A 23,162-nucleotide genomic window follows, 5' to 3' on the forward strand; every position below is an offset into this window, starting at 1 on the left:
CCTACGCCGCCCACGCGCCGGCCAGCGTCGAGGGCGCTGCGGCCTGGGCCGCCGGCACCACCTGCGCCGCGGCGACCATGGCGGGCCTCGATCTCGACATGCCGGCCGCGCTCGCCACCGCTCGCGAGATGGGCGCCTCCGGCTGGGCCGCAGCCGAGTTGCTCCTGGCCATGCGCATGGGCCTCGCCGCCGGCAGCGCCGCGCGCCGCACTGATCCCCCCGGATCCTGACCACCCCACCGACGCAGGAGGCATGACGCATGGCGGATAGCACGCGCCGCGTCTCGGTCCGCCTGTCGCTGGACGACGCCGCCCGGGTCAAGCAGGAGCTGCGCGAGGTCGGCGAGACCGGCCAGCGCAGCCTGGAGCGCATCCAGGGCGGCGCCGATCGCGCCTCCCGCGCGCTGGACCTGCTCGACGTCGCCGTGCGCGGCGTGCAGATCGCCGGCCTTGCCGCAGGTCTGCGCGCGGTAGTGGTGGCCGGCGACGCGCTCACCCAGTCCATGGGGCGGCTCAACACCGCGCTGGGCTCCGTCGAGCGCGCCGGCGAGATCTACGACCGCCTCTATCGCGACAGCCTGCAGACCGGCGTCGCCGTCCGCGAGAGCGTCGACGCCTTTGCGCGCTTCTCGATCGCCGCCCGCGAGATCGGCGCCACCTCCGACCAGGTCGCCACGCTGGTCGGCGGCCTGCAGCGCATCGCCATTGCCTCGGGTGCCAGCCAGCAGGAAATCGCCTCCTCCACCCAACAGCTCGCCCAGGCGCTGGCGTCGGGCACGCTGCAGGGCGACGAACTGCGGTCCATCCTCGAAGGCCTGCCCACGCTGGCGCAGGCTCTGGCCCGCGAGCTCGGCGTCTCCATCGGCGAGCTGCGCAAGCTCGGCTCCGAGGGCAAGCTCACCGCCGACACGGTCTTCCCCGCGCTGCTGCGCGCCGTCGAGCGGCTGAACGGCGAGTTCGAGCGCGCCCCACTCTCCGTCGGCCGCGCCTTCGGGCAACTGACCGCCGCGGCGGACCAGTTCCTCGCCCGGCTGGACCAGGCGATCGGCCTGTCCAACGCCCTGGCGAGCGCGCTGTCCGGTGCCGCGCGCGTGCTAGACGGCGTCCGCCGCGGCTCCGGCCTGCTGCTCCCCTCTGAGCAGGAGGCCGACCGCCGCGCCCAGGCCGAGGCCCTGCGCGCCCAGATCGCCCGGTTGGAGGCGGAGAGCGAGGGGCAGAGCCTGCGCGCCCCGGTCCGCCGTGGCAGCATCCGTCCTGGCTTGGTGGGGGCGGCCCAGCAGCAGGCCGGCGTAGATCGCGCCGCCCGGCTGGAGGAGCTGCGCCGGCAGTACACGGAACTCCAGGAGGAGATCACTCGCGGCGAGGCGGCCGCTGGTGAGCGCCAGCGCACTGAGCAGGAGAGCGCCGCTGCCCAGGCCGCCGAGGCCCGCCGCCGCCGCACCGCCGCCGATGCCGAGGAACTGCGCAAGGCGCTCGACGTCCGCTTCCGGATCAACAGCGAATACGAGGACCGCGTCCGACGCCTGCGCGAGGCCGAGGCCGCGGGCGGCATCACTGCCGCGGATCGCACGCGCCTCGAGACGCTGGCCCTGCGCGAACGCGACGAGGCCCTGCGCCGCATCGAGGGCACCACCCGCCGCGTGGCTTCCATCCCGCGCCCGGACCGCGAGGCCGAGCGCGAGATCAACGACATCATCCGCGAGCGTGAGCGGCTGATCCAGAACAACGAGAACGCTCAGGAGCGCTACACCCGCCGCCTCGAAACCCTCGGCCGGCTGGTAGAGCGCTCCGAGCGCATCGGGCAGCCCATCCCCGACGAGACCGTCTCGCGCGAGGCCAATGCCGCGCTGGAGGAGCTGGAGCGCAGCCAGCAGCGCGTCCAGCAGGCCACGGAGCGCACCAGCAACACGGCGCGCGAACTCGGCCTGACCTTCTCGTCGGCCTTCGAGGACGCGATCATCAAGGGCGAGAGCTTTTCCAAGGTGCTTCAGGGCATCCTGCAGGACATCGCCCGCATCGTCGTCCGGCGCACCATCACCGAGCCGCTCGGTACGGCGGTGACCTCCAGCCTGGCTGGCTTTGACTTCGGCTCGATCTTCTCCGGGATCGGCTCCGCGCTGGGTGGGCTGTTCCGCGCCGAGGGCGGGCCCGTGGCGGGTGGGCAACCCTACATCGTGGGCGAGCGCGGGCCCGAATGGTTCGTGCCGAACCGCAGCGGCACGGTGCTGCCCAACGGCATGGCGCCAGGCGGGCCGGTGATCAACCAGAGCATCACCATCGATGCGCGCGGCGCCGATGCCGGGGTCGAGGCGCGGCTGCGGGTGCTCTCGGCGCAGATCGTGCGCCAGGCCAGTGCCGCCACGCTCGACGCCATCCGCCGCGGCGGCAGCGCCACCTCTATCGTGCGGGGATAGGTCCAGGAGGGCATCATGACCGAATACACCTGGCCCGCCACGCTGCGCCCGTCGCGGCTCAGCTTCTATCTGCAGCACAACACGCTACGCTTTGTCTCGCCGGTCACCCGCGCAACCCAGGTGCTGCGGCGCGAGGGTGCCCGCTGGGTGGCGGAGGCGAGCTTCGAGCCGCTGGGGCGTGTCCAGGCCGGGATGATGGACGGGCTGCTGGCGGCACTCGCCGGCTCGGCCAACACGGTGCGCATCTGGGACTGGCGGCGCGAGTACCGCACCGGCGATCCGCGCAGCCAGGGCGATGTGCCGACCGGACCGTACTCCTTCTCGGACGCCACCATCTTCACGGACGGGACCGGGCTGGTGGTGGGCTCAGGCAATCCCTCACTGGCGGCCGGCGCACCCCGCGGGGCGCTGTCCATCGTCACGCAGGGCTGGTGGCCGGGCACCGTAGCCGTGGGCGCCGGCGACTACATCGGCCTCGGCGGCCGGCTCCACATCGCCACGGCCGCGGTCGCAGCCTCCGGGGCAGGCACCGCCACCATCGCCATCGCGCCACCGCTGCGCGCCGCGGTGGTGGTCGGCGAGCCGCTGATCCTCTCCCTGCCGAGCGTGCCGATGCGGCTGGTCTCAGACGACGAGGCGGCCAACCCGACGCGGCCGGGCCCCTTCGCCGCGGTCACCATCCGCATGGAGGAGGCGCTGTAGTCATGTCCGGCACCCCACGCCTCAGCAACCAGGCAGCCTCCGCCGCCACCGCGCCGATCGCCACGCCGGTCGTCCTGGTTGAGCTCGACTTCGCCACCGGTCCCTTTCGCGTCTGGACCGGGCTCGGCCCGCTGGACTGGGCGGGGAAGGTGTTCGAGGGCGCCGGCAGCATCGGCGCCATCTCGGATGTGGAGGAGACGGTGGAGCTGCGCGCCGTGCGGCTCACCCTCGCGCTGTCGCCCGTGCCGCAGGAGGTGGTGGATATAGCGCTGGCTGAGCGCAGCTACCGCCTGCGGCCGGTCACGCTGTGGGGCGCCCTGCTGGACGCGCAGGGCGCCTTTGTCGCGGACCCGTTTCCACTCTGGGCCGGGCTGATGGACACCATGGAGGTCACGGACGGCGCGGAGCCCTCCGTGGCACTGGCCTGTGAGAGCCGGTTGGTCGACCTCGAGCGCGCCGAGGTGCGGCGCTACACCGACGCCGATCAGCAGGCGGAATACCCCGGCGATCGGTTCTTCGAGTTCGTCCCCGCCCTGCAGGAGGCGGAGATCCGGCTGCCTATCCAATGACCCGGCTACCCGACTGGCCGGAGCGGCTGGCGGCGCTGATCACCGTCGCTGAGCATCGGCCCTTCGACCTGGCGCGCTGGAACTGCGGGCGCCTCGCCTTGGCCGCGGTGGTGGCCTGCACCGGACACCGGCCGTCGTGGCAGCACCACCCCACGCTGGCGGCGATGGCGGACACTGCCGGCTTCCCCCGCGTCCCGGTGCCTTTCGCGCGCGCTGGCGACGTGGTGCTCGCCGCGGGCCCCGACCGCCTCGGCGTCGTGCTGGACGCCGGCCGCGCTGCCTTCGTCGGAACCGCGGGGCTGCTTCGCCTCCCCATCAACGCCTGCGCCATTGCCTGGAAGGTTGGCTGATGCCCGTCGCCATTCCCTTCATCGCAGCCGCGGCGGGTGCCGCCGCCTCCGCCGTCATCGGTGGCGGCATCCTGGGCGCCGTGGCGGCCGCCGGCGCCGCCCTGGTGGTGTCCGCCGTCGGTGCCGCGGTCTTCCGCCCCAAGTCGCCCTCCGCCGCTCGCAGCGCCAACGTCACGCCAGGCACCGACACCGGCCCGGGCTCCGGCTTCGATCCGCGCACGCCCGGCGCCGGCCGCACCCAATCCTTCCGCCAGCCCATCACCGAGCACCAGATCGTCTTCGGCCGCTGCCGCACCTCGGGCCCCGTCGTGTTCCTGCATTCCGCCACCGATGACGAGGGCCGCGCCGACGGCTTTCTCCACGTCGTCGTGGTGCTGGCGGCGCATCGCGTGCGCGCCATCGGCGAGGTGTTTCTCAACGGCACCGCCTCGACCGACGCGAAGTTCGCCGGACTGCTGCGGATCGATCGCGCGCTGGGCGATCCGGGTCAGGCCGCCAATAGCAATCTGGTGGCGGACACGGGTGGCCAATGGACCGCCGCGCATCGTGGCCAGGGCCGGGCCTACCTCGCCGTGCGGCTCAAGCTGCGGCCCGAGGCCTTTCCCTCCGGCGCGCCCAGCCTCTCGGCTATCGTCGAGGGGGCGGACACCATCCTCGATCCGCGCACCGGTGCCACCGGCTGGTCCGACAATCCCGCGCTCTGCCTAGCCTGGTACCTGACCTCGTCCTTCGGGTGGCGCGCGGCCTGGGCGGATATCGACCTGCCGGCGCTGATGGCGGCGGCGAACATCTGCGACGAGATCATGGGCCGGCGCGATGGCACCGCCGAGCGCCGCTACACCGTCAACGGCGCCGTCACGCTGGGCGAGGGCAAGATCGCCATCACCCGCAAGCTGGTCGCCGCCATGGCCGGCGCGCTCGTGGTGTCGGGTGGGCGCTTCTACATCCATGCGGGTGCACCCGCGCTGCCGGCGGCGACACTCACCTCCGACGACCTGCGCGGCGACGTCACCATCGTCGGCTCGCGGCCGCGGCGGGATCTCTTCAACGGGGTGCGCGCCGTCTATGTCGAGCCGGCCGCCGCCTGGCAGCCCACCGACGCGCCACCGCTGCTGGCCAGCAACTACGTCACCGAGGATGGCAGCGAGGCGATCTACCGCGACATGGAGTTCCCGCTCACCACCTCGGCGGCGACCGTCCAGCGCCTGATGAAAATCGAGCTGGAGCGCAACCGCCGCCAGCGCGAGGTGGCGATGCAGGCCAACCTTTCGGCGCTGCGGCTGCGGCCCTGGGATGGGGTGACGGTGGCTCTCGACCGGCTCACGCCGTTCCCGGCGCGTGTGACCGGCTGGGCGCTGGCGCCGGATGGTGGGGTGAACCTGCAACTCGCGGAGGAGGATCCCGCCGTCTGGGCGTGGAACCCGGCGACGGACGAGCGGGCCACGGGGCAGAACCCCTCGGTGGTGCTGCCGAACCCAGGCGTGATCGCGGCGCCGGCGACCATCCTGGTGGAGACGCCAGTGGTGATCGCCTTCACGGCCATTGCCGTGTCCTGGTCGGCGGTGGGGTCGGCCTATCTCGCCGGCTACGAGATTGAGCTCCGGCCGGCCTCCGTCGCGGTCTGGCAGGGCTATGCCGGTGGCTTCGGCGCCACCGCCGTCGCTATCCCCACCGCGGAGCCGACCGCATTCCGCGTCCGGGCGCAGGCCCGCAGCGGAGCCGTGTCGGGCTGGCGCGAGGCGCTGGTGCCGGCCGCCGCGTCGGGCCTGGCTGCGACCGGCATCGCGAGCGGCGTGCGGCTGTCGGGCGGCTTTCCCGCGGATGCCGTTCGGCTGCAGGTGTTCGAAGCCAGCAGCGCCAGCCTGGCCGCCGCCATCAAGCTGGCCAGCGAGCCGACCGCGCTGCCATGGGACCGCACCAGCCTCACCACCGGCCAGACCCGCTGGTACTGGCTGCGCAGCGTCTCGGCCGAGGGCAACGTCTCCGCCTTCGCCGGCCCGGTCACCGCCACCGCCCTTTGATCGGAGAACGCCATGCCGGCCCGCATCGACGACCTGCTGGTCCTGAACGCCAACCTCAACAAGAGCGACTTCGCGAAGTATCTGCGCGACCGCGAGGCCGTGCTGCCGAATGATTTCGGCGGGCTGGGCGATGGCGTGGCGGATGACCGCACCGCCATCCAGGCCGCCTTCGATCGCGCCAGTGCGGACCAGAAATTCGCGATGATCCCGCCCGGCACCTGGAACGTCTCCGGCACGGTGACCCTGCCGGGCGGCGCGCGCGGGCTGATCATGCAGGGGACCATCCGCTACACAGGCACGGTGCCGACCTCCGTGCTCGTGCTGGGCGATGGCGGCACCATCCGCAACGCCGAGAAGCTCTACACCGGGCTCAACGTGATCCGTCAGACGCTGTCGGACTGGTCCTCCGAAGCGGACATCGGCATCACCGTGCGCAACGTCGATGCGAGCCAGATCGAGCTGCGGCGGGTGGAAGGCTTCACCATCGGCATGCGCACGTTGGGCGATGGCCGCGGCGTGGAGGACAGCACCTTCACGTTGGGCCGCATCGTGAACAACCGCATTGGCCTCGATATCTGGTGCGCGACGGCGACGGCCTGGAACACCTCCATCCGCTACTACGGCGGGCACTTCGCCCAGGCGACGGGGGTGAACGCGAGCCAGGACCGCTTTGGCGTGCGCTTCGGCAATGAGGTGGGCGCCTACTCCAACCACAACCGCCACGTCTTCGACGCGCCGAACTTCGAGCTGCGCCAGGCCGGCAGCAACATCGCCATCCCCTTTCTGAACCAGACCTCGGGCTCTGCCATCATCGCGCGCAACATGCGCATGGAGGCGTGCTCACCGCTGGCGGCGCGGCACACGGCGGGCGCGCAGGATTGCGAGTACGACATCGCCTGGACCAACACCTATCTTGTGGGCATCGACTACACGGCCACGGCGAACCGCTGCGGCAATGCGGTGATCAACCGGCACCGCGCGCCGGCGTCGCGGTTCCAGCGCTTCCTGGCCGGCGTGCCGAACATCCGCGCGGCGGCGTTCCGCCAGTCGGCGACGGAGATCGGCGTGGAGGGGCTGATCACCATCGCGACCTCGACCACCACCGCGACCTTCATGGCGGATTTCTGCTTCAACGGGCTCGACGACGTCACCCCAACGGATCGGGCTTTGACGCTGGCCGCCCAGCGCGGCTTGTGCTGGTTGCTGGACGTATCGGCGACCAAGGAGTTTGCCCTCGTCCACACCCTGGCCGGCAACGCCCCTGGAGGTCGGCTGTTCGCGCGGTGCTTCGATGGCGCAGGCAACATCCGCACCAACCTGGCGGGCGACGTCCTGGCCTCCATCACCACCATGCTGTGGAGCCCGCCGGGTAAGCTTTGGACGGGCGGCTCCCCCATGGAGGATAGCAGCCTCAACCGCCGCCAAAGCCTGCGCTTTGGGCCAGCCGTGGCCTATGCCCAGATCGGCATCGTCGGCTTTGACGGGCCAATCGACATGCAGTCGCTCCGGCTCTACGGGCTGCCGGAGGCCGCACCACCAGTGCTCAACGGCACGCCGCTGGCGCCCAACGGCGGGCGGCGGGAATTGGCGGCGGAGGTGTCGTGGGACCTGCCAAGCCTGGCGCCAGGGGCGACCGCGCTGCTCGACGTGACGGTAAACGGGGCGCGGACTGGCGACCTGGCGCAGGCGTCGCTGGTGTCGTCCACCCGCTTCATCGAGCTCGACGCATCCGTGTGGTCGAACAACACGGTGCGCGTCATGGCGCGAAATATCTCGGCGGCCACGTTCGACTTGACGGCCGTGACGCTGTCAGTGGGGGTGGTGAAGCGGCGGATGCCGTGAGCGAGGTCAGAACACGCGATCGGTGATGATCAGCGGCGTGTCGGGCGGTACCAAGCCGTGCTCTCGCGCGAGCTGCCGCGAAACGAACAAAATCATCTTGCGGCCATCGTCACCGACATGGTCCCAAATGCGAAACACCTCCTCCCGCTCATTAGGGCGTGGCTTACGGCCAAGGACCCGCTTTGGCATCGCAGTGCTGTCCTTGACTCTCATCAGCATCTCTCCTGTCCAGCAACCTGCCCCAACGCCAGCCAGGACCATGATGGCGTGCCAGTCAGCAGATCACACCATGCCCTGACCCGAGGCAGTGGCCATGTGTATGATCGGCCAGGGTTTCGATGATGCGGCACTCCGCCACGCGGCCGCCTTGGCAGGCCTCCGCCACCCGGGACAGTTCAGCGCGCAAGGCCGTCAATTGCCGCATCTTCGCGTCGATCGCCTCGATCTGCGACATGGCAGCCGCGTGCGCCTTGCCACAATCCTGTTCCGGCTCGGCCGCCAGATCCAACAGTGCGCGCACCGCCGGCATCGCGAAGCCCAGCTCCCGCGCGTGCCGGATGAAGCCGAGGCGCTGCAGGTGTGACGCCGCATAGGCTCTATGTCCACCCGCGGTGCGGCCAGGTTCCGGCAGCAGCCCCTCCGCCTCATACCAGCGGATCGTGGTCGGCTTCACGCCGGTCGCGCGGGACAGATCGCCGATGGACAGGCTCTTTTGCATGATCCGAAGATGGGGGCTTGCACCTCCAGTCGCTAGAGGTCCCATAACGTGCCCGCATGATATGGAGCGGGCTCATGAACGACGGCAGCAGGATGGTTTGGCGGGTGGAGGGCATGGATTGCGCCTCCTGCGTCGCCAAGGTCACGACGGCGCTGGGCCATGTGCCCGGGATTGCCAATATCGAGGTGAACCTCATGGCGGAGCGCCTCTCCGCCACCGTGCCACCGGTCTCGGTGGCAGAGGTCGAGCGCCAAGTCCGTGGCCTGGGCTACACCATCACCGCCTTGCCGGCGACCGGCGCCGCACCCTCCCATGCGCATGGCGACCACGACGACGACCCGGCCGATTTGGAAAAGCCCTGGTGGAACACCGGCAAGGCGCGGCTGGTCTGGCTGTTGGGCGCCCTGGTGGGCGGCGCCTATGCCTTGTCGCTGCTGCTCCCGGAACGCTTCACCTATCCGCTGTTCCTGGCCGCGACGTTGGTGGCGGTAATCCCCTTCGGCCGCCGCGCCGTGGCACTCGCCCGCGCCGGCAGCCCCTTCTCCATCGAAACGCTGATGGTCACCGCGGCGCTCGGCGCCACCATCATCGGCGCGGCCGAGGAAGCGGCCATCGTCGTGCTGCTGTTTGCGCTTGGCGAACTGCTGGAGAATGTGGCGGCCGGCCGTGCCCGGGCCGGCATCCGCGCACTGGCGTCCCTCATCCCGCGCGTCGCACTGCGCCTGCGCGGCGATGGCAGCACCGAAGAGGTCGCACCGGAGCGGCTGGCGGTAGACGATCTGGTCCTGGTCCGCCCCGGCGACCGCGTGCCCTGCGACGGTCTGATCGTTGAAGGCAACTCCTCCCTGGACGAAAGCCCGGTCACCGGTGAGAGCATCCCCGTGGCACGCGGCCCTGGCGATGCCGTGGTCGCGGGCTCCATCAACACCGATGGCGCACTGCGCCTGCGCGTCACCCGCGCCGCCGCCGACAACACCATCGCCCGCATCATCCGCATGGTGGAGGATGCGACGGCCTCCCGCGCGCCCACGCAGCGCTTCATCGAGCGCTTCTCGCGCTGGTGGACGCCGGGTGCCATGGTCGTCTCGCTCGCGGTCATCCTGCTCACGCCGTTTTTGTTCGGCTGGGACTGGTCGACCAGCCTCTATCGCGGCCTCGCCGTGCTGCTGATCGCCTGCCCCTGCGCGCTGGTAATCTCGGTGCCGGCCGCCATGGCCTCGGGCCTTTCCGCGGGTGCCCGGCGCGGCCTGCTGGTCAAGGGCGGCGCGGCGCTGGAGGCGATCGGCGCCGCAAGGACGGTCGCCTTCGACAAGACCGGAACACTCACCGAAGGCCGGCCGCGCGTGACGGACGTGATTGCGGTACCGGGGCGGACGGCGGATGAGGTGATCAGCCTGGCTGCCGGCGTCGAGCAGGGCAGCGCCCATCCGCTCGCGAAGGCGATCCTGGTCGAGGCTGGGACCCGTGGCCTGGCCCTCCCGCCGGCCCGGGATGCCTCGGCCATTCCAGGCAAGGCCGTGGTGGCGATGCTGGGCGAGCGTCGCGTCGAGGTCGGCAGCCCGCGCCATGCCGCCGAGCGCGGCGTGGCGCTCGGCGATCTGGCAAGCACGCTGGAACGCCTGGAAGGCGAGGGCAAGACCGTCTCCGTGGCACTCATCGACGGCGCGCTCCTCGGCCTGATCGCGCTGCGCGACGAGCCACGGCCGGATGCCGCCGCCGGGATCGCGGCACTGCGCGCCCAGGGCGTGAATGCGGTGATGCTGACCGGCGACAATGCCCGCACCGGTGCGGCCATTGCCGCCTCGCTGAGCATGAGCGTGAAGGCGGAGCTGCTGCCGGATGACAAGCTGCGCGAGATCGCTGCGCTGAAGGCCGCTGGGCCGGTGGTGATGGTGGGCGATGGCATCAACGATGCGCCGGCCCTGGCCGCCGCCTCGGTCGGCGTGGCTATGGGCGGCGGCACCGATGTGGCGCTGGAGACGGCCGACGCGGCGGTGCTGAAGGACCGCGTCACGGGTGTTTCAGAACTCGTCGGCCTCTCGCGTGCGACGATGACGAACGTCAAGCAGAATGTCGCCGTGGCCGTGGGTCTCAAGGCGGTATTCCTGGTGACGACCCTGTTCGGTATCACCGGGCTGTGGCCGGCCATTCTCGCTGATACCGGCGCCACCGTGCTGGTGACGCTGAACGCGCTACGCCTGCTGGCCTGGAAGCCGCCCTCTGCCTGATGCCGGAGAAACCGATGCCCAACCTCCCTCGCCGCGCCGTTGCGGCCCTCGCCTTCACCCCCTTCGCTGCAGCCATGGCGCAGACGCCGCCTGGCGAACGCGTCATTGGCCGCGCCGACGCGCCGGTCACGGTGATCGAGTTTCACTCCCTCACCTGCGGCAACTGCGCGCGCTTCCACAACGACATCTTCCCGCGCATCAAGGCGGAATTCGTGGACACCGGCCTGGTCCGGTTCGTGCTGCGGGACTTTCCACTGGACCGCGTAGCCCTCGAAGCGGCGGTGATGGTGCATTGCGCCGGGCCGGAACGGTTCGAACCCCTCATCACGCTCGTCTATGCAAAGAAGGAGGCATGGGCGCATTCGCCCGACCCGCGCGCCGCCCTCCGCCGATACGCGGGTCTCGCGGGCCTCAGCGCTTCGGCGCTCGAAGCCTGCTGGTCCGATCCCGCCTTCGCGCGCGCCGTGGTCCAGATGCGCCTCGAGGCCGAGCGCGACCACGGGGTAAACGCCACGCCCTCCTTCCTCATCGCCGGGCGGCTGCATCGCGGCATCCTCACCTTCGACCAGTTCGCGGCCCTGGTCCGTCCACTTCTGCCGGCACGGAGACCGTCGTGACCATTCTCCGCCTGCTCCGCTACGGCGCCTGGGCGGCCGTCGCCGCCTTGGCGTTTGTCACGGTCGCGGTCGGCAGCGGCTGGTTCGTGGTGGACGGGCCTGGTGCGCGACGCGTCATCGCCACCGGCCCTGCCTCGCTGCCGATCGGCGGCCCCTTCACGCTGACCGACCAGCGCGGCCGCGCCGTGACCGAGCGCGACTTCCGCGGCCGGCCGATGGCCGTCTTCTTCGGCTTCACCCATTGCCCCGATATTTGCCCGACCACGCTGGGTGAATTCGCCGCCTACATGGAGGCGCTCGGCCCCGATGCGGATCGGCTGCACTGGCTCTTCATCACGGTCGATTCCGAACGCGACACGCCGGAGCACCTGGCGCGCTACATGGAGCTCTTCGACCCGCGCGTCGTGGCGCTGACCGGCACCGAGGCCCAGGTGGCTCAAGCCGCGCGCAACTTCCGCGTGACCTATCGCCGCGTGCCGCTGGATGGCGGCGGCTACACCATCGACCACAGCGCCAGCACCTTCCTGCTCGATGCGCAGGGCCGCTTCGCCGGCACCATCGACTTCAAGGAGCCCGACCACATCGCCATCGAAAAGCTGCGCCTGCTGCTGCGCCGCCCCGCGACGTGATGCTGGAACTCTCGGCCTTCGGCCTGCTGGTGGCCTTCGCCGGCGGCATGGTGTCCTTCCTCTCGCCCTGCGTGCTGCCGCTGGTGCCAGGCTACGTCGCCTGGGTGGCCGGCACCGATCTCGCGACCGCGCGCGCGGAGCGTTGGCGGGCGCTCAGGCTCTCGCTGTTCTTCGTGGCGGGCTTCGGCATGGTCTTCGTGTTGCTGGGCCTGGGCGCCACCGCGCTGGGCGGGGCGCTGCGCCGCTGGTCCTACGAGCTCACCATCGCCTCGGGCCTGCTCATCATGCTGATGGGCGTGGTGCAGATGGGCCTCCTGCGCGTCGCACCCCTGATGCGCGAGCTGCGCTTCACGCCGCCCTCCGCTGGCGGCGGCCCCGCGTCGGCGACCTTGATCGGCGTGGCATTTGGTTTCGGTTGGACGCCCTGTATCGGCCCGGTCCTGGCCGGCGTCCTGGCGGCGGCGGCGCTGACGCCGGGCGCAGGCGTGGGGCTGCTCGCGGCCTATGCGCTGGGCCTGGGTGTGCCCTTCCTGCTGGCGGCCTTCTATCTGCCGGCGGCCATGACGCGCCTGCGGGCTTTGGGTCGGTTGGGGCGGGCGCTGCAACTCGGCTCGGGCGCGCTGATGGTGCTGTTCGGCCTCGCCATCGCCACGGGGGAACTGACGCGCCTGGCCATCTGGTTCATGAAGACCTTCCCCTGGCTCGCGAGACTTGGATGACCACACGACGCAACCGCCTGCTCCTCGCCGCCGCCGCCGCGCTGTTGGCCTTCCTGACCGACCAGGCCACCAAGCTCTGGGCGCTCGATGCGCTCTGGCCGCCTTACCAGGTGGTGGTGGAGGTGCTGCCGGTGTGGAACCTGCGCCTGGGCTTCAACACCGGCGTCACCTTCGGCATGTTCCGCGACAGCGCGGCCGAGGCGGTGTGGCTGCTGGTGCTGATCAAGCTCGGTGTCGTCGCCTTTCTACTGTGGTGGCTCTGGCGCGGCGAGACGCGCGTGGAGGCGCTCGCGCTCGGCCTTATTGTGGGCGGCGCCATGGGCAATGTGCTGGACCGCGTGCGGATCGGCGCCGTGGTGGACTTCCTGGATTGGCACTACGCCGGATGGCACTGGCCCACCTTCAACATGGCGGATGTGGCGATCGTGTGCGGCGTTGCACTGTTGCTCTTTGCCAGCATGCGTCCGCCACGCGCAGCATAGCCAGTCCTCTAACCACCCCTCAGAAAGAACAGCTTGCCGATATTGCTCCATTGCACTACCGCATTGGATGCAAAGAAAAAATATCCATCACGTCCACGCAAGTCTTCATCTGAAGACCTATGCATACCTCGTCTTCCTGCTCGGCGTTCTCGGTGTCGGCAAGGCCTCGGCTCAATCATCTGACGCCATCTTTCCACGCCTGGCCGAAACCCAGGCGCAGCTGGAGGCGGAAGGCTGGCTGCTGCGCGGCCAATCCACCTTCGTGCAGAACTTCTACCCGACGTTCCGCGCGCCCTATGAAGGCGGCAACAGCCTCAACCAAGGGCCGCGCGGCCGAAACACCTTCTCGGCCGATGTGGTGCTGGGGCGGCGCCTCTGGACCGGGGCCGAGGTGGTGTTCAACCCCATCGTCACCCGCGGCCATGGGCTTTCTGGCACGCGCGGCTTCGCGGCCTTCCCGAATGGCGAGGCCTTCCGCGTCGGCACGGATGGCCCCATGGCCACCGTGGCACGGCTGTTCCTGCGGCAGACCATCGGCCTCTCCTCCGACATGGCGGCGCCGGATGACGACCCGCTGCGTTTCCGGGCACCCCCGCCGCGCGAGCGCATCACGCTCACCGTCGGCAAGTTCTCGATCTTCGACATCTTCGACGACAACCGATACGCGCATGATCCGCGCACGCAATTCCTGAACTGGGCCTTCGTCGGCGCCGGCGCCTTCGATTTCGCGAATGACGCCAAGGGCTACACGCTCGGTGCGGCCGCGGAATGGGAGAACGGCCATTGGGGCCTGCGGGCCGGTGCCTTCCAGGTGGCGCGGCGGGTGAATTCCCTCTCGATGGACCCGCAGCCGCTGCGCGGGCACCAGTTCCTCGTTCAGGGCGACCGTTTCTTCGAGGTGAATGGCCGTCCGGGTGCGGTGCGCCTGGTCGCCGGGCTCTCGCGCAGCCGGGCGCAGACCTACAACGCCCTGCTGAGCGGCGACATCGAGGCGACCGATGAATCCCCCACCGGCCGCTACACCACGAAGCACATGCTGATCCTGAACATGGAGCAGGAGGTGACCGATGATCTCGGCCTCTTCGCGCGGCTGTCCTGGAATGACGGCCGCACCCAGCAATGGATGTTCACGCAGATGGACTGGGCGATCTCGGCCGGGGCCTCGCTGGCCGGCACGAGATGGGCGCGGCCACAGGACAGGGTGGGGCTGGCCGCGAATATCGGCGGACTGGCAAGCGGCCAGCGTCGGTTCCTGGCGGCGGGTGGCCTGGGCTTCATCATCGGCGACGGCCGGCTCAACTACCGGCCGGAGACGACCACGGAACTGTACTACGACATGCGGGCGGCGCCCGGCAGCAACATCACCGCCAACATCCAGCTCATCGCCAATCCCGGCCACAACGCCGATCGTGGGCCCGTTGTGGTGATGGGGCTTCGCCTGCGCACGGCGTTCTGAGGATGGCCGCCTGGAGGCCACACTTATCGCAGCCACAGGGGCGATGCCCGCATAAGCCACCATCTGAAGAGCGAATGCTGTGCCAAGCAGGGCCGAAAGCTGCGCCACGAATAGATTCCGGTACGTCCGATTGACCAGCGGCCCAAGCATGCGCCCCTCTTAATCGGTCAGGGCATGGCACCCTCGTCGTGGGCTCAGGCCGGTGCAGCACCACGCATGCGCAGTAGGGCGAACTGCGTGCCGTCAGGGCGCCAGGCGATGACGTCATAGGGCTCGGCCTCGCGTCCCGGCACTTCCATTCCCGGCGTTCCGACCGGCATAGCGGGGACCGCCACGCCGGCAATCCGGGCGGGGCCTTCGCGAAGTGCTGCCCGGATGGCGAAGGCCGGCACGTGACCCTCCAGCGCTATGCCAGCGATGCGTCCGGCATGGCAGGACAGTAGCTCCGCCGGCGTCCCCAGCATGCGCCGAAAGGGCGCGACGCTGGGCACCACCCGGTCCGTCACCGCAAAGCCTTCGGCCCTGAGATGCTCGACCCAGCCGCCGCAGCAGCCGCATTGCGGGTCACGCCAGACCTCCGCCGTCAGGCGCTGCGCCGAAGCCGGTGCGGCGGCAGCCGCCATTAGCAACGTACGGCGGGCGACCGTCGCGGCGCGTCTCATCGAGCGGGCAGGCGCTGCAGGATGGCCCGCATCTGCGCGATCTCCCGCTCCTGATCGCGGATAATGGACTCCGCCAGGGCGCGCACCTCGGGATCACGCCCATGTTCGAGAACGACGCGCGCCATGTCGATGGCGCCCTGGTGATGCGGAATCATGCCGGCGGCAAAGTCACGGTCGGCATTGCCGCTGTAGGTCATCATCATGCCATCATGCATGCGATTCATGACCGCGATGTAGGCCCGTGTGGCGGGCGTTGCGTCGGCGGGCGCCTGCATCATCGACATGCCCGGCATCCCAGCATGTCCGGCATGCGGAGCCATTTGAGCCATGGCCAAGCCACCAATGGCCAGGGTTGCCGCGGCCACGATCAAGATGCGCTTCATTGTTCTGTCCTCCAAGGGTGCAAGAGGCTTGCCACAGCCCCTGTATCGGCAGGTTTCCGTAGGATGACAAATCATGTCAGGCGGCCGCCGAAGCGCCCGCTCGTACTCAGGCTGCCATGCGGGAGCAGGACTCGGCGCAGGCTTTGCATGCCTCGGCGCAAGTCAGGTCCATGGCATCGCCATCGGCCACGGCGCGACAGCTCGCCTCACAGGCGCGGCAGATCTCGGCGCATTCCTTGCACAGATGATGTGCATGATCTGAACCGCGCAGCATGAAGTCGGCGCAGGTCAGGCAAATCTGCGCGCAATCCATCATGATGCGGATATGCGCAGCATCGGCATGCTTGCCGCCGTGCTCCAGGCAATGCGCGATGGTCGCCACGCAGGTTGCGTGGCAGTCGAGGCAAATCTTCGCTTCAGCCTGCATGTCATGATGCATCGTTCGTCTCCCGTGGGGTGAGTTTGAAGGTGGGCACCCAGTGGGAAGAACGGCGTCACTCCGCGGACGTTGCGGTTTACAATTTGACAAAGTATGTCGGCCCATACTTGCGGACTTGGCCGAGACCGGCGCGGTCATTATTTCATAACAGTTCTGTCATACTTTGTTATGCTGCTGACGCCATGTGTCAGCGGTTTCTGGGCATACCCACTGCACGGCAATTTGCCGGACAGAAGAGGAAAACCAGACCATGTTCCGCAGCTTGATCATCGCGGCCACGCTCGTCTCCGGGGCCGCCCTGGCCCAGCCTCACCCCGATGTCCGCTCGATCCCCGGCGGCGTGCAAGGCAACGCACCCGCCCATGTGGATGGTGTGGACGGAGATGGCAATCCGATCATCCATCGCCCCGAGGTTCCCGCCAACCGGGCCGTGACGGCCGGCCCCGGCCGCCTCGAAGGCGGCGCCGAGGACAACAGCGTGACCCGCACGGGCCCCGGCCGCGGCACGATGGGCGGCGACCGCGCGGCCATCGTCACTGGCAACGAGGAAGGCCGGCCCGTCATCGCACGCTGAGCCGATCGTCTCCCACGGCAGGCATCGGCCTGCCGTGGCGGGAGCGGCGAAGCAGCAGGCCGCGTCCCACCATCACGCTGCACATCCACCATGGGAGAGTTCAATGATCCGAGGAATCCTTCTGGCCGCGACCACCGTCGCGGCAATCGGCGCCACGCCGCAGGCGCAGGCGCAATCCGGCGACGCGACCTGGCGGTTCCGCTGCCCCGCCGCCGGCACCACCGTCGAGCAGTCGAGCGGCACCATGCTGCGCTTCCGCGGCCCGGCATCCACCAACCCGGGCGAGTGCATGACGGCGGGCAACCAGCGCCGCTTCATGGGCTACTGGCAGGTGGGGGAAGGCTTCTACAACGCTGCGGGGCCACGCCTGGCGGCAGCCTTCGCCAACGGCATCAATCTCGCCAATGTCAGCCCGCTCGAATTCACCTATTACGGGTTCAACCGCTCGAACGACAGCATCCAGATCATGGAACGCTGGACGGCCGCGGCGGGCGGCGCGGTGACGACGCCCGCCGGGACCTTCGATACCGTTCGCGTGGATCGGTATTTCAACGTGATCGGTTCCTCGTTCCAGTATACCCAATCCGTGTGGTTCGATCGTGCCACGAACGTTCCCGTGCGTGCGAATATCGACCATCGCAACTTTGCTCAGGCACCCACGCTCGTGAACTGGGTTGCATTTGATGTGACGCATCCGCAGACCGCGTCGCGCTGACTTGGGGGGGCGGCGCGGGATGTATTCCCGCGCCGCCCATCAGCCTGGCAGAAACACGCTCACCAGCAAGCCACCATCCGGTCCAACGCCGAGGGTGAGTTCGCCCCCTTCGGCTGTGGCAAAACGCTTGGCGATGGTCAGTCCCAAGCCGATGCCGCTGCCACCGCGGGCCAGATCCAGTCGGACGAAAGGTGAGAGGACACGTTCATACTCGACGGGTGGAATACCTGGCCCGGCATCCGCTACCTCCACGCGCCACCCTCCTTGCCCGGCCCGGAGCCGAACCCGGACCGGTTCTGCACCGTGCTGCAACGCATTGCCCAGCAGATTGCTGAAGGCACGTTTCGCGGCGAGACGTCGCAGTGACATGACGGCATGCGCCGGTCCCTCATAGCTCACATCACGCCCCGCATCCGCAGCGTCATCGGCCAAGGTTTGCAGAATTGCGGCGAGGTCGGTCGGCACTGCCGGCTCCGCATCGCGACCCTCCCGAAAATACTCCAGCGTGCGGCCCACCATGGCCTCCATCTCAGCCACATCGCCCTCGATGCGCGTGCGCTCCTCACCTTCGGGCAGGAAGCCGGCGCGCAGCCGCAGCCGTGCCAGCGGCGTCCGAAAATCATGGCTCAGCGCCGCCAACGCCTCGGTGCGGTCCTCGATCAGCCGGACGATCCGGGCCTGCATCGCGTTGAAGGCTTGCGCCGCGTGTCGCACCTCGATCGGCCCATTGGTGGGCAGGGTGGCGGGCCTGGGGTCTCGCCCCACCTTGTCCGCGGCTTCCGCCAAGCGGCGCAGCGGCTCGGTCATCCAGCCGACGATTGCGATGGAGGCGAGAAGGATTCCCAGTGCCATGGCCCCCATGGAAATCCAGTCTGCCGGCAGGGAGGGGAAGCGATGGATCGGCGGCCTGGTCGCAACGAAATGCACCCAACCACCGCCGTGGGCCTGAACGGCGCCCTGGCTTTCCATGCCGTTGCGCAAGCTGCGCAGTTGCGGACCCAGCCTGGCCGCAAGCTCGGCCGGGGCGAACACCGCGTCCTCGGCCACGCCCGGCTGCGGGCCGCTGCGCCAATCGAGGGTCAGGCCTGGAAGGGAAAGACCACGCACCATGGCCTCACGCGCAAGCTCCGGCGTTTGGGCTGCGATGTTGCCGGCCGCCAGGATGCGGTCGGCCATCCGGGCTTCCAGCGCGTTCACCTCGGCACCGTGCAGCGAGCGCTCATGGATGAACATGCTGCCCAAATGCAGCAGGCTGAGCCCGCCCACCAGAAGCCAAACCGTGCGCCCGGCGAGGCTGTCGGGCCGCAGGAGCCTGCCCAGCCTCATTCGCGCGTCACCGGCGGCACGAAGACATAACCGCTGCCACGCACCGTCTTGATGATGGCGGGGCTCGCCTCATCCGGCTCGATCTTGCGGCGCAGGCGGCTGACCTGCACATCCACCGCGCGGTCCGAGGCATCCACGCTCATCCGCCGCTTCGCGACCTCCATCAGCTGCTCCCGGCTCAGCACGCGTTGGGGGTGTTCCAGAAACGCAAGCAGCAGATCATGCTCGGCGCCCGAAAGATCCACGATCGCGCCCGCCGGCGAGGTCAATTCGCGGGCTTTGAGGTCCAGGGACCATCCAGCAAAGCGCAGCCGCCGGGGCGCTGCCGCGCTGTCCCCCGGATCCATCATGCTGCGGCGAAGCACCGCGCGCACCCGCGCCACGAATTCGCGCGGCGCGAAAGGCTTGGCCACATAGTCATCCGCGCCGATCTCCAGCCCCACCACCCGGTCCGTCTCATCGGCGCGCGCGGTCAGCATGATGATGGGCACCCGGCTCTGCGCGCGCAGGCGGCGGCACAGATCGAAGCCGGAGGCCCCAGGCAGCATCACGTCCAGCACCACGAGGTCGGGCGGCGAGGTCGCCTCGGCCATCACCTCGAACATCTCCCGCCCGTCGCGGGCGGTGGAGACGCGGAAGCCCGCCTCGCGCAGCAGCCGGGCCACCAGGGCGCGCATCTCGCCGTCATCCTCGACGATCAGAAGATGCGCCTCCGGGTCAAGCAGGCGCTGGTCGCGCTCCTGGATCATGCGGGTGTCATGGGATGGCCGCGAAGCGCACCGAACGCTGTGGCTGGCCGGGCAAGGTCAGCGTCGCCACCACGCGCAGGCCGCGGGCCGGTATGTCGCCCCGCCCGACCAGGAAGGCATCATCCGGGCCCGCTTCCAGCCGCACCGTCTGCTGCCGTCCCCCTGCCTGAACGACCACGCTGCCGCTGGCGCCACGAGCGCTGGTCGGGCGGTCCTGCTCATCCAGCACGTAAATGCGCAGTTCACCGGCCTGCACCACCAGTTCGACATGGCGGTTGCCGACCTCGCCGATGGCTCCGCCATTCGGGCCGGGGGCGTGGCTGTGGGAATGGCCCTGCGCCAGGGCTGCGCCCGGCATGGCCAGCACGGCGGTGATGATGAGGTTGCGTCGGTTCATGTAGGTATACTCCAGTGTTCAGAAGGTTTCGGGAATGGCGGCGGTGGGTGCTGAATTGCGCGCCGCGTCGGCCTCGGCCCGCAGGCGTTCCAGCGCCGGCCGGCCGAAGCGGTGGAACAGGATGGGTGTGACGAAGGTGTCGAGCAGCGTGGCGCTGACCAACCCGCCCAGGATGGTCACGGCGACCGGGTGCAGGATTTCCTTGCCCGGCGCGTCCGCTCCGATGGTCAGCGGGATGAGGGCCAGGCCCGCCGCCAGCGCCGTCATCAGCACCGGCGTCAGTCGCTCGGCCGAACCACGCAGAACCAGCGCGAGGCCCCATTTCTCGCCCTCATGCAGGGCAAGGTTCAGATAGTGGCTGATCTTTAGGATGCCGTTGCGCGCCGCGATACCCGTCAACGTGACGAACCCCACAAGAGTCGCCACCGACAGCGGCTGCCCAGAGATCCAGATGGCCAGCACCGCGCCGATCAACGCCAGAGGCACGTTGCCCATGATGATGAGCGCGAGCGTGGCCGAGCGATAGCGCGAGTAGAGCACGGTGAAGATCATCGCGAGCGACAGGAGGCCCAGCAGCCCGATGGTCTGCATCGCCTCCTCCTGCGCCTGGAATGTGCCCTCCAGGCTGGTGGAGTAGCCCGGTGGCAGCTCGATGCGCGCAAGCTCGGCCCGGATGCCGGCCACGGCCTGCGCCATGTCCACCTTGCCGTCGGTATTGGCCTGCACCACGATCCGGCGCCGCGCGCCTTCGCGCAGCACCTGGTTGGGGCCATCGGCGTCCTCCACGCGGGCGAGCATGCGCAGTGGAACGCGGCCGCCCGGCGTCTCGATCAGCGCATTGGCCAGGCTGTCGGTGGTGCGGTCCGCGTCGGCCAGCCGCATCACGAGGTCGTAGCGGCGCGAGCCTTCCAGGATCTGGCTGACCACTATGCCGCCGGTCAGCGCCTGCATCTTCTCCAGGATCGCCGCGGTGGAGACGCCGTAGAGCGAGGCGCGCTCGTGGTCGATCGCGATCCGCAGCTGCGGCACGCGCACCTGGCGTTCCAGCTGGAGGTCCACGAGGCCCGGAACACTAGTGGCCAGCCGGGCGCGGATGGTCTCGGCCAGGGCGCGCAGAGTGTCCAGATCGTCGCCGAACACCTTGAGCGCGATCTGCGCCTGCACGCCGGAGAGCATGTGCTCCAGCCGGTGGCTGATCGGCTGGCCGATCGAGACGGAACCGGGCAGCACCGCCAACCTGTCGCGCAGGTCGCCCAGCACCTCGGCGCGGGAGCGCGCGCTGGGTGCGAGGTCCACGTCGAGCTCGGAGCGGTGCACGCCCTCGGCATGCTCATCCAGTTCGGCCCGGCCGGTGCGGCGGCCCACGCCGCGCACCTCGGGCACCTGGCGTACGATGTTCTCCGCCGCCCGCCCCAGCTCGCTCGACTGGTTGAGCGAGATGCCGGGCTGGAAGGTGAGCGAGATCAGCACCGTGCCCTCGTTGAAGGCGGGCAGGAACAGGCGCGGCAGAAACGGGACCGAAGCGCCCGCCGCAAGGACCGCGATGCCGGCCACGCCCAGCACCGCGCCCCGCCGCGCGAAGGCCCAGCGCAGCAGCCGGTCGTTCAGCGCCTTCAACTTGCGGACCAGCCAGCCCTCATGCTCACCGAGATTCTTCATCTTCGGCAGCAGGAAGTAACACAGCACCGGCGTGACGGTGATGGACACCACCAGCGATGCCAGGATGGCCACGATGTAGGCGATGCCGAGCGGCGCGAAGAGCCGCCCCTCGATGCCGGTCAGCGCGAACAGGGGCAGGAACACCATGATGATAATCATCGTGGCGTAGACGATTCCGGATCGAACCTCCATGCTGGCCGCCGCGATCACCTGCAGGATGGGCGCGGGTGTGGCGGCATGGCGGTTCTCGCCCAGGCGCCGGAACACATTCTCCACATCCACCACCGCGTCATCCACCAGCTCGCCCACGGCGATGGCGATGCCGCCCAGCGTCATCGTGTTGATGGAAATGCCGATCCAGGAGAACACGATCACCGAGAGCAGGATCGAGAGCGGGATAGCGGTCAGCGAGATGAAGGTGGTGCGGACATTGAGCAGGAAGGCAAACAGCACGATCGCGACGACCACCGCCGCCTCGGCCAGCACGGTCTGGAGATTGCGAATGGAGGTTTCAATGAAGTTCGCCTGGCGGAACTTCACGCGGTCCCCCCTCACGCCGCGGGGCATGGCCGATTGCAGGTCCGCCAGCGCCGCCTCGACAGCCTGGGTCAGGCGGATGGTATCCGCGCCGGGCTGCTTCTGGATCCCCAGGATCACGGCGCTACCGCCATCCACGCCGGCATCGCCGCGCCGGAAGCGGGCGCCGAAATCAACCTCGGCCACCTGGCGCAGCAGGATAGCCTGGCCTTCGCGGAAGCCCACCGGGGCGTTACGCAAATCCTCCAATGAGGTGGTCCGGCCAAGATTGCGGATCAGGAATTCGCGGCCGGCCTGATCGACATAGCCGCCGCCGGCATTGGTGCCGAATTGCCGCAGCGCCGCCTGCAACGCCTCGAAGTCAATGTCGAGGGCATTGAGCCGATGCAGGTCCGGCATCACGCGGAACTGCCGCACCTCCCCGCCGATCGGGATCACCTGCGAGACACCGGGGATGGTCAGCAGCCGCGGCCGCATCACCCAATCGGCCAGCGTGCGCAATTCCATGGCGGAGACCGAGCCGTCGGCGGGCGCCGTCATCGCGACCAGCATGATCTCGCCCATGATGGAGGAAACCGGCGCCATCATCGGCTGAACTCGCGGCGGCAACTGCCCGGCGATCTGTCCCAGACGCTCATTCACCTGCTGGCGTGCGCGCCAGATATCCGCACCCCAGTCAAATTCGACATAGACGATGGACAGCCCGACCGAGGAGACGGAGCGGACCCGAGTGACACCCGGCAGCCCGTTTACCGCCGTCTCGATCGGGAAGGAAACGAGCTGCTCGGCCTCCTCTGGCGCCATGCCCTCCGCCTCGGTCATCAGCACGACGGTGGGCTTGTTCAGATCGGGGAAGACATCCACCGGCATGCGCGTCAACGTCCAGGCGCCATAGACGGTGACGAGCATGGCCGCGACCAGCACGAACAGCCGGTTGCGAAGCGAGAAGGTGACGAGGGTGTTGAACAGCATGGC

At 69.3% G+C, this 23,162-nt stretch carries 24 protein-coding genes; 15 read left to right on the forward strand and 9 right to left on the reverse strand.

Going from position 1 to position 23,162, the window contains the following annotated elements:
• Positions 1–77 precede the first annotated feature (77 nt).
• Genes KTR66_RS05020 through KTR66_RS05050 form a run of 7 tightly spaced genes read left to right on the forward strand, consistent with a single transcriptional unit; the run spans position 78 to position 7,897 of the window.
• Entirely contained in the window at positions 78–230 is a 153-nt protein-coding gene (locus KTR66_RS05020) for a hypothetical protein (RefSeq protein WP_213611068.1), read from the forward strand.
• Between the two features lie 29 nt (positions 231–259).
• Positions 260–2,413 carry a tape measure protein gene (locus KTR66_RS05025; RefSeq protein ID WP_213611070.1) on the forward strand — a complete coding sequence of 718 codons (2,154 nt, stop codon included), beginning with the start codon at positions 260–262 and terminating at the stop codon, positions 2,411–2,413.
• 15 nt (positions 2,414–2,428) lie between these two features.
• Positions 2,429–3,115, forward strand: a complete 687-nt coding sequence (locus KTR66_RS05030) for a hypothetical protein (RefSeq protein WP_213611071.1) — start codon at positions 2,429–2,431, stop codon at positions 3,113–3,115.
• 2 nt (positions 3,116–3,117) lie between these two features.
• On the forward strand, positions 3,118–3,684 hold the full coding sequence (locus KTR66_RS05035; protein WP_075823479.1) for a hypothetical protein: 567 nt from the start codon (positions 3,118–3,120) through the stop codon (positions 3,682–3,684).
• Positions 3,681–4,034, forward strand: coding sequence for a DUF6950 family protein (locus KTR66_RS05040; protein WP_213611072.1), 354 nt, complete (start codon positions 3,681–3,683; stop codon positions 4,032–4,034). Before KTR66_RS05035 ends, KTR66_RS05040 begins: the two co-directional genes overlap by 4 nt.
• Positions 4,034–6,055, forward strand: coding sequence for a phage tail protein (locus KTR66_RS05045; protein WP_213611073.1), 2,022 nt, complete (start codon positions 4,034–4,036; stop codon positions 6,053–6,055). The genes KTR66_RS05040 and KTR66_RS05045 overlap by 1 nt, the downstream gene beginning before the upstream one ends.
• 12 nt (positions 6,056–6,067) lie before the next feature.
• Positions 6,068–7,897: a hypothetical protein gene (locus tag KTR66_RS05050; RefSeq protein WP_213611074.1), complete on the forward strand. Its 1,830-nt coding sequence runs from the start codon at positions 6,068–6,070 to the stop codon at positions 7,895–7,897.
• 6 nt (positions 7,898–7,903) lie between these two features.
• Here the strand turns inward: KTR66_RS05050 and KTR66_RS05055 are convergent, their stop codons facing one another.
• Both KTR66_RS05055 and KTR66_RS05060 read right to left on the reverse strand, forming a co-directional pair.
• Entirely contained in the window at positions 7,904–8,110 is a 207-nt protein-coding gene (locus KTR66_RS05055; protein WP_213611075.1) for a hypothetical protein, read from the reverse strand.
• Between the two features lie 61 nt (positions 8,111–8,171).
• The gene (locus KTR66_RS05060; RefSeq protein ID WP_213611076.1) at positions 8,172–8,615 is read right to left on the reverse strand and encodes a helix-turn-helix domain-containing protein; all 444 of its coding nucleotides are present in this window, start codon (positions 8,613–8,615) and stop codon (positions 8,172–8,174) included.
• A gap of 74 nt (positions 8,616–8,689) precedes the next feature.
• On the opposite strand from KTR66_RS05060, the gene KTR66_RS05065 reads away from it, so the two are divergent.
• The 6 genes from KTR66_RS05065 (at position 8,690) to KTR66_RS05090 (ending at position 14,746) form a co-directional block, all read left to right on the forward strand.
• Positions 8,690–10,843, forward strand: coding sequence for a heavy metal translocating P-type ATPase (locus KTR66_RS05065; RefSeq protein WP_249731841.1), 2,154 nt, complete (start codon positions 8,690–8,692; stop codon positions 10,841–10,843).
• Between the two features lie 14 nt (positions 10,844–10,857).
• The gene (locus tag KTR66_RS05070; protein WP_249731842.1) at positions 10,858–11,460 is read left to right on the forward strand and encodes a DsbA family protein; all 603 of its coding nucleotides are present in this window, start codon (positions 10,858–10,860) and stop codon (positions 11,458–11,460) included.
• A complete protein-coding gene (locus KTR66_RS05075) occupies positions 11,457–12,089 on the forward strand; it encodes an SCO family protein (RefSeq protein ID WP_371819027.1) in 633 nt (210 codons plus the stop codon). The genes KTR66_RS05070 and KTR66_RS05075 overlap by 4 nt, the downstream gene beginning before the upstream one ends.
• Positions 12,089–12,808 carry a cytochrome c biogenesis CcdA family protein gene (locus KTR66_RS05080; protein ID WP_249731843.1) on the forward strand — a complete coding sequence of 240 codons (720 nt, stop codon included), beginning with the start codon at positions 12,089–12,091 and terminating at the stop codon, positions 12,806–12,808. The genes KTR66_RS05075 and KTR66_RS05080 overlap by 1 nt, the downstream gene beginning before the upstream one ends.
• Positions 12,805–13,290: a signal peptidase II gene (gene lspA / locus KTR66_RS05085; RefSeq protein ID WP_213611081.1), complete on the forward strand. Its 486-nt coding sequence runs from the start codon at positions 12,805–12,807 to the stop codon at positions 13,288–13,290. The genes KTR66_RS05080 and lspA overlap by 4 nt, the downstream gene beginning before the upstream one ends.
• Before the next feature lie 67 nt (positions 13,291–13,357).
• On the forward strand, positions 13,358–14,746 hold the full coding sequence (locus KTR66_RS05090) for a carbohydrate porin (protein WP_213611084.1): 1,389 nt from the start codon (positions 13,358–13,360) through the stop codon (positions 14,744–14,746).
• 194 nt (positions 14,747–14,940) lie between these two features.
• Here KTR66_RS05090 and KTR66_RS05095 read toward each other — a convergent pair whose 3' ends face one another.
• The 3 genes from KTR66_RS05095 to KTR66_RS05105 all read right to left on the reverse strand — a co-directional run bounded on the left by KTR66_RS05095 (position 14,941) and on the right by KTR66_RS05105 (position 16,230).
• Positions 14,941–15,408: a DUF411 domain-containing protein gene (locus tag KTR66_RS05095; RefSeq protein ID WP_213611086.1), complete on the reverse strand. Its 468-nt coding sequence runs from the start codon at positions 15,406–15,408 to the stop codon at positions 14,941–14,943.
• Positions 15,405–15,791: a DUF305 domain-containing protein gene (locus KTR66_RS05100; RefSeq protein WP_213611088.1), complete on the reverse strand. Its 387-nt coding sequence runs from the start codon at positions 15,789–15,791 to the stop codon at positions 15,405–15,407. The genes KTR66_RS05095 and KTR66_RS05100 overlap by 4 nt, the downstream gene beginning before the upstream one ends.
• A 106-nt stretch (positions 15,792–15,897) precedes the next feature.
• Positions 15,898–16,230 (reverse strand): four-helix bundle copper-binding protein, encoded by a 333-nt coding sequence (locus tag KTR66_RS05105; RefSeq protein ID WP_213611090.1) that lies wholly within the window; start codon positions 16,228–16,230, stop codon positions 15,898–15,900.
• 250 nt (positions 16,231–16,480) lie between these two features.
• Here KTR66_RS05105 and KTR66_RS05110 point away from each other — a divergent pair, with 250 nt between their 5' ends.
• Both KTR66_RS05110 and KTR66_RS05115 read left to right on the forward strand, forming a co-directional pair.
• Positions 16,481–16,804, forward strand: a complete 324-nt coding sequence (locus KTR66_RS05110) for a hypothetical protein (protein WP_213611092.1) — start codon at positions 16,481–16,483, stop codon at positions 16,802–16,804.
• 103 nt (positions 16,805–16,907) lie between these two features.
• On the forward strand, positions 16,908–17,519 hold the full coding sequence (locus tag KTR66_RS05115; protein ID WP_213611094.1) for a hypothetical protein: 612 nt from the start codon (positions 16,908–16,910) through the stop codon (positions 17,517–17,519).
• Between the two features lie 39 nt (positions 17,520–17,558).
• Here KTR66_RS05115 and KTR66_RS05120 read toward each other — a convergent pair whose 3' ends face one another.
• Genes KTR66_RS05120 through KTR66_RS05135 form a run of 4 tightly spaced genes read right to left on the reverse strand, consistent with a single transcriptional unit; the run spans position 17,559 to position 23,159 of the window.
• Positions 17,559–18,845 (reverse strand): ATP-binding protein, encoded by a 1,287-nt coding sequence (locus tag KTR66_RS05120; RefSeq protein ID WP_213611096.1) that lies wholly within the window; start codon positions 18,843–18,845, stop codon positions 17,559–17,561.
• Positions 18,842–19,594 (reverse strand): response regulator, encoded by a 753-nt coding sequence (locus KTR66_RS05125; RefSeq protein ID WP_213611098.1) that lies wholly within the window; start codon positions 19,592–19,594, stop codon positions 18,842–18,844. Before KTR66_RS05125 ends, KTR66_RS05120 begins: the two co-directional genes overlap by 4 nt.
• Before the next feature lie 7 nt (positions 19,595–19,601).
• Entirely contained in the window at positions 19,602–19,991 is a 390-nt protein-coding gene (locus KTR66_RS05130) for a hypothetical protein (protein ID WP_213611099.1), read from the reverse strand.
• A gap of 18 nt (positions 19,992–20,009) precedes the next feature.
• Entirely contained in the window at positions 20,010–23,159 is a 3,150-nt protein-coding gene (locus KTR66_RS05135; protein WP_371819029.1) for an efflux RND transporter permease subunit, read from the reverse strand.
• Positions 23,160–23,162: the final 3 nt, after the last annotated feature.

It is taken from the genome of Roseococcus sp. SDR, from assembly GCF_019083995.1.
GTDB lineage: Bacteria > Pseudomonadota > Alphaproteobacteria > Acetobacterales > Acetobacteraceae > Roseococcus.

Excerpts from the sequence above, each read along its gene's own strand:
- KTR66_RS05020 (WP_213611068.1), top strand. The coding sequence starts at position 78 with ATGGCGGGCCTCGATCTCGACATGCCGGCCGCGCTCGCCACCGCTCGC.
- KTR66_RS05025 (WP_213611070.1), top strand. The coding sequence starts at position 260 with ATGGCGGATAGCACGCGCCGCGTCTCGGTCCGCCTGTCGCTGGACGAC.
- KTR66_RS05030 (WP_213611071.1), top strand. The coding sequence starts at position 2,429 with ATGACCGAATACACCTGGCCCGCCACGCTGCGCCCGTCGCGGCTCAGC.
- KTR66_RS05035 (WP_075823479.1), top strand. The coding sequence starts at position 3,118 with ATGTCCGGCACCCCACGCCTCAGCAACCAGGCAGCCTCCGCCGCCACC.
- KTR66_RS05040 (WP_213611072.1), top strand. The coding sequence starts at position 3,681 with ATGACCCGGCTACCCGACTGGCCGGAGCGGCTGGCGGCGCTGATCACC.
- KTR66_RS05045 (WP_213611073.1), top strand. The coding sequence starts at position 4,034 with ATGCCCGTCGCCATTCCCTTCATCGCAGCCGCGGCGGGTGCCGCCGCC.
- KTR66_RS05050 (WP_213611074.1), top strand. The coding sequence starts at position 6,068 with ATGCCGGCCCGCATCGACGACCTGCTGGTCCTGAACGCCAACCTCAAC.
- KTR66_RS05055 (WP_213611075.1), bottom strand. The coding sequence starts at position 8,110 with ATGAGAGTCAAGGACAGCACTGCGATGCCAAAGCGGGTCCTTGGCCGT.
- KTR66_RS05060 (WP_213611076.1), bottom strand. The coding sequence starts at position 8,615 with ATGCAAAAGAGCCTGTCCATCGGCGATCTGTCCCGCGCGACCGGCGTG.
- KTR66_RS05065 (WP_249731841.1), top strand. The coding sequence starts at position 8,690 with ATGAACGACGGCAGCAGGATGGTTTGGCGGGTGGAGGGCATGGATTGC.
- KTR66_RS05070 (WP_249731842.1), top strand. The coding sequence starts at position 10,858 with ATGCCCAACCTCCCTCGCCGCGCCGTTGCGGCCCTCGCCTTCACCCCC.
- KTR66_RS05080 (WP_249731843.1), top strand. The coding sequence starts at position 12,089 with ATGCTGGAACTCTCGGCCTTCGGCCTGCTGGTGGCCTTCGCCGGCGGC.
- lspA (WP_213611081.1), top strand. The coding sequence starts at position 12,805 with ATGACCACACGACGCAACCGCCTGCTCCTCGCCGCCGCCGCCGCGCTG.
- KTR66_RS05090 (WP_213611084.1), top strand. The coding sequence starts at position 13,358 with ATGCAAAGAAAAAATATCCATCACGTCCACGCAAGTCTTCATCTGAAG.
- KTR66_RS05095 (WP_213611086.1), bottom strand. The coding sequence starts at position 15,408 with ATGAGACGCGCCGCGACGGTCGCCCGCCGTACGTTGCTAATGGCGGCT.
- KTR66_RS05100 (WP_213611088.1), bottom strand. The coding sequence starts at position 15,791 with ATGAAGCGCATCTTGATCGTGGCCGCGGCAACCCTGGCCATTGGTGGC.
- KTR66_RS05105 (WP_213611090.1), bottom strand. The coding sequence starts at position 16,230 with ATGCATCATGACATGCAGGCTGAAGCGAAGATTTGCCTCGACTGCCAC.
- KTR66_RS05110 (WP_213611092.1), top strand. The coding sequence starts at position 16,481 with ATGTTCCGCAGCTTGATCATCGCGGCCACGCTCGTCTCCGGGGCCGCC.
- KTR66_RS05115 (WP_213611094.1), top strand. The coding sequence starts at position 16,908 with ATGATCCGAGGAATCCTTCTGGCCGCGACCACCGTCGCGGCAATCGGC.
- KTR66_RS05120 (WP_213611096.1), bottom strand. The coding sequence starts at position 18,845 with ATGAGGCTGGGCAGGCTCCTGCGGCCCGACAGCCTCGCCGGGCGCACG.
- KTR66_RS05125 (WP_213611098.1), bottom strand. The coding sequence starts at position 19,594 with ATGATCCAGGAGCGCGACCAGCGCCTGCTTGACCCGGAGGCGCATCTT.
- KTR66_RS05130 (WP_213611099.1), bottom strand. The coding sequence starts at position 19,991 with ATGAACCGACGCAACCTCATCATCACCGCCGTGCTGGCCATGCCGGGC.
- KTR66_RS05135 (WP_371819029.1), bottom strand. The coding sequence starts at position 23,159 with ATGCTGTTCAACACCCTCGTCACCTTCTCGCTTCGCAACCGGCTGTTC.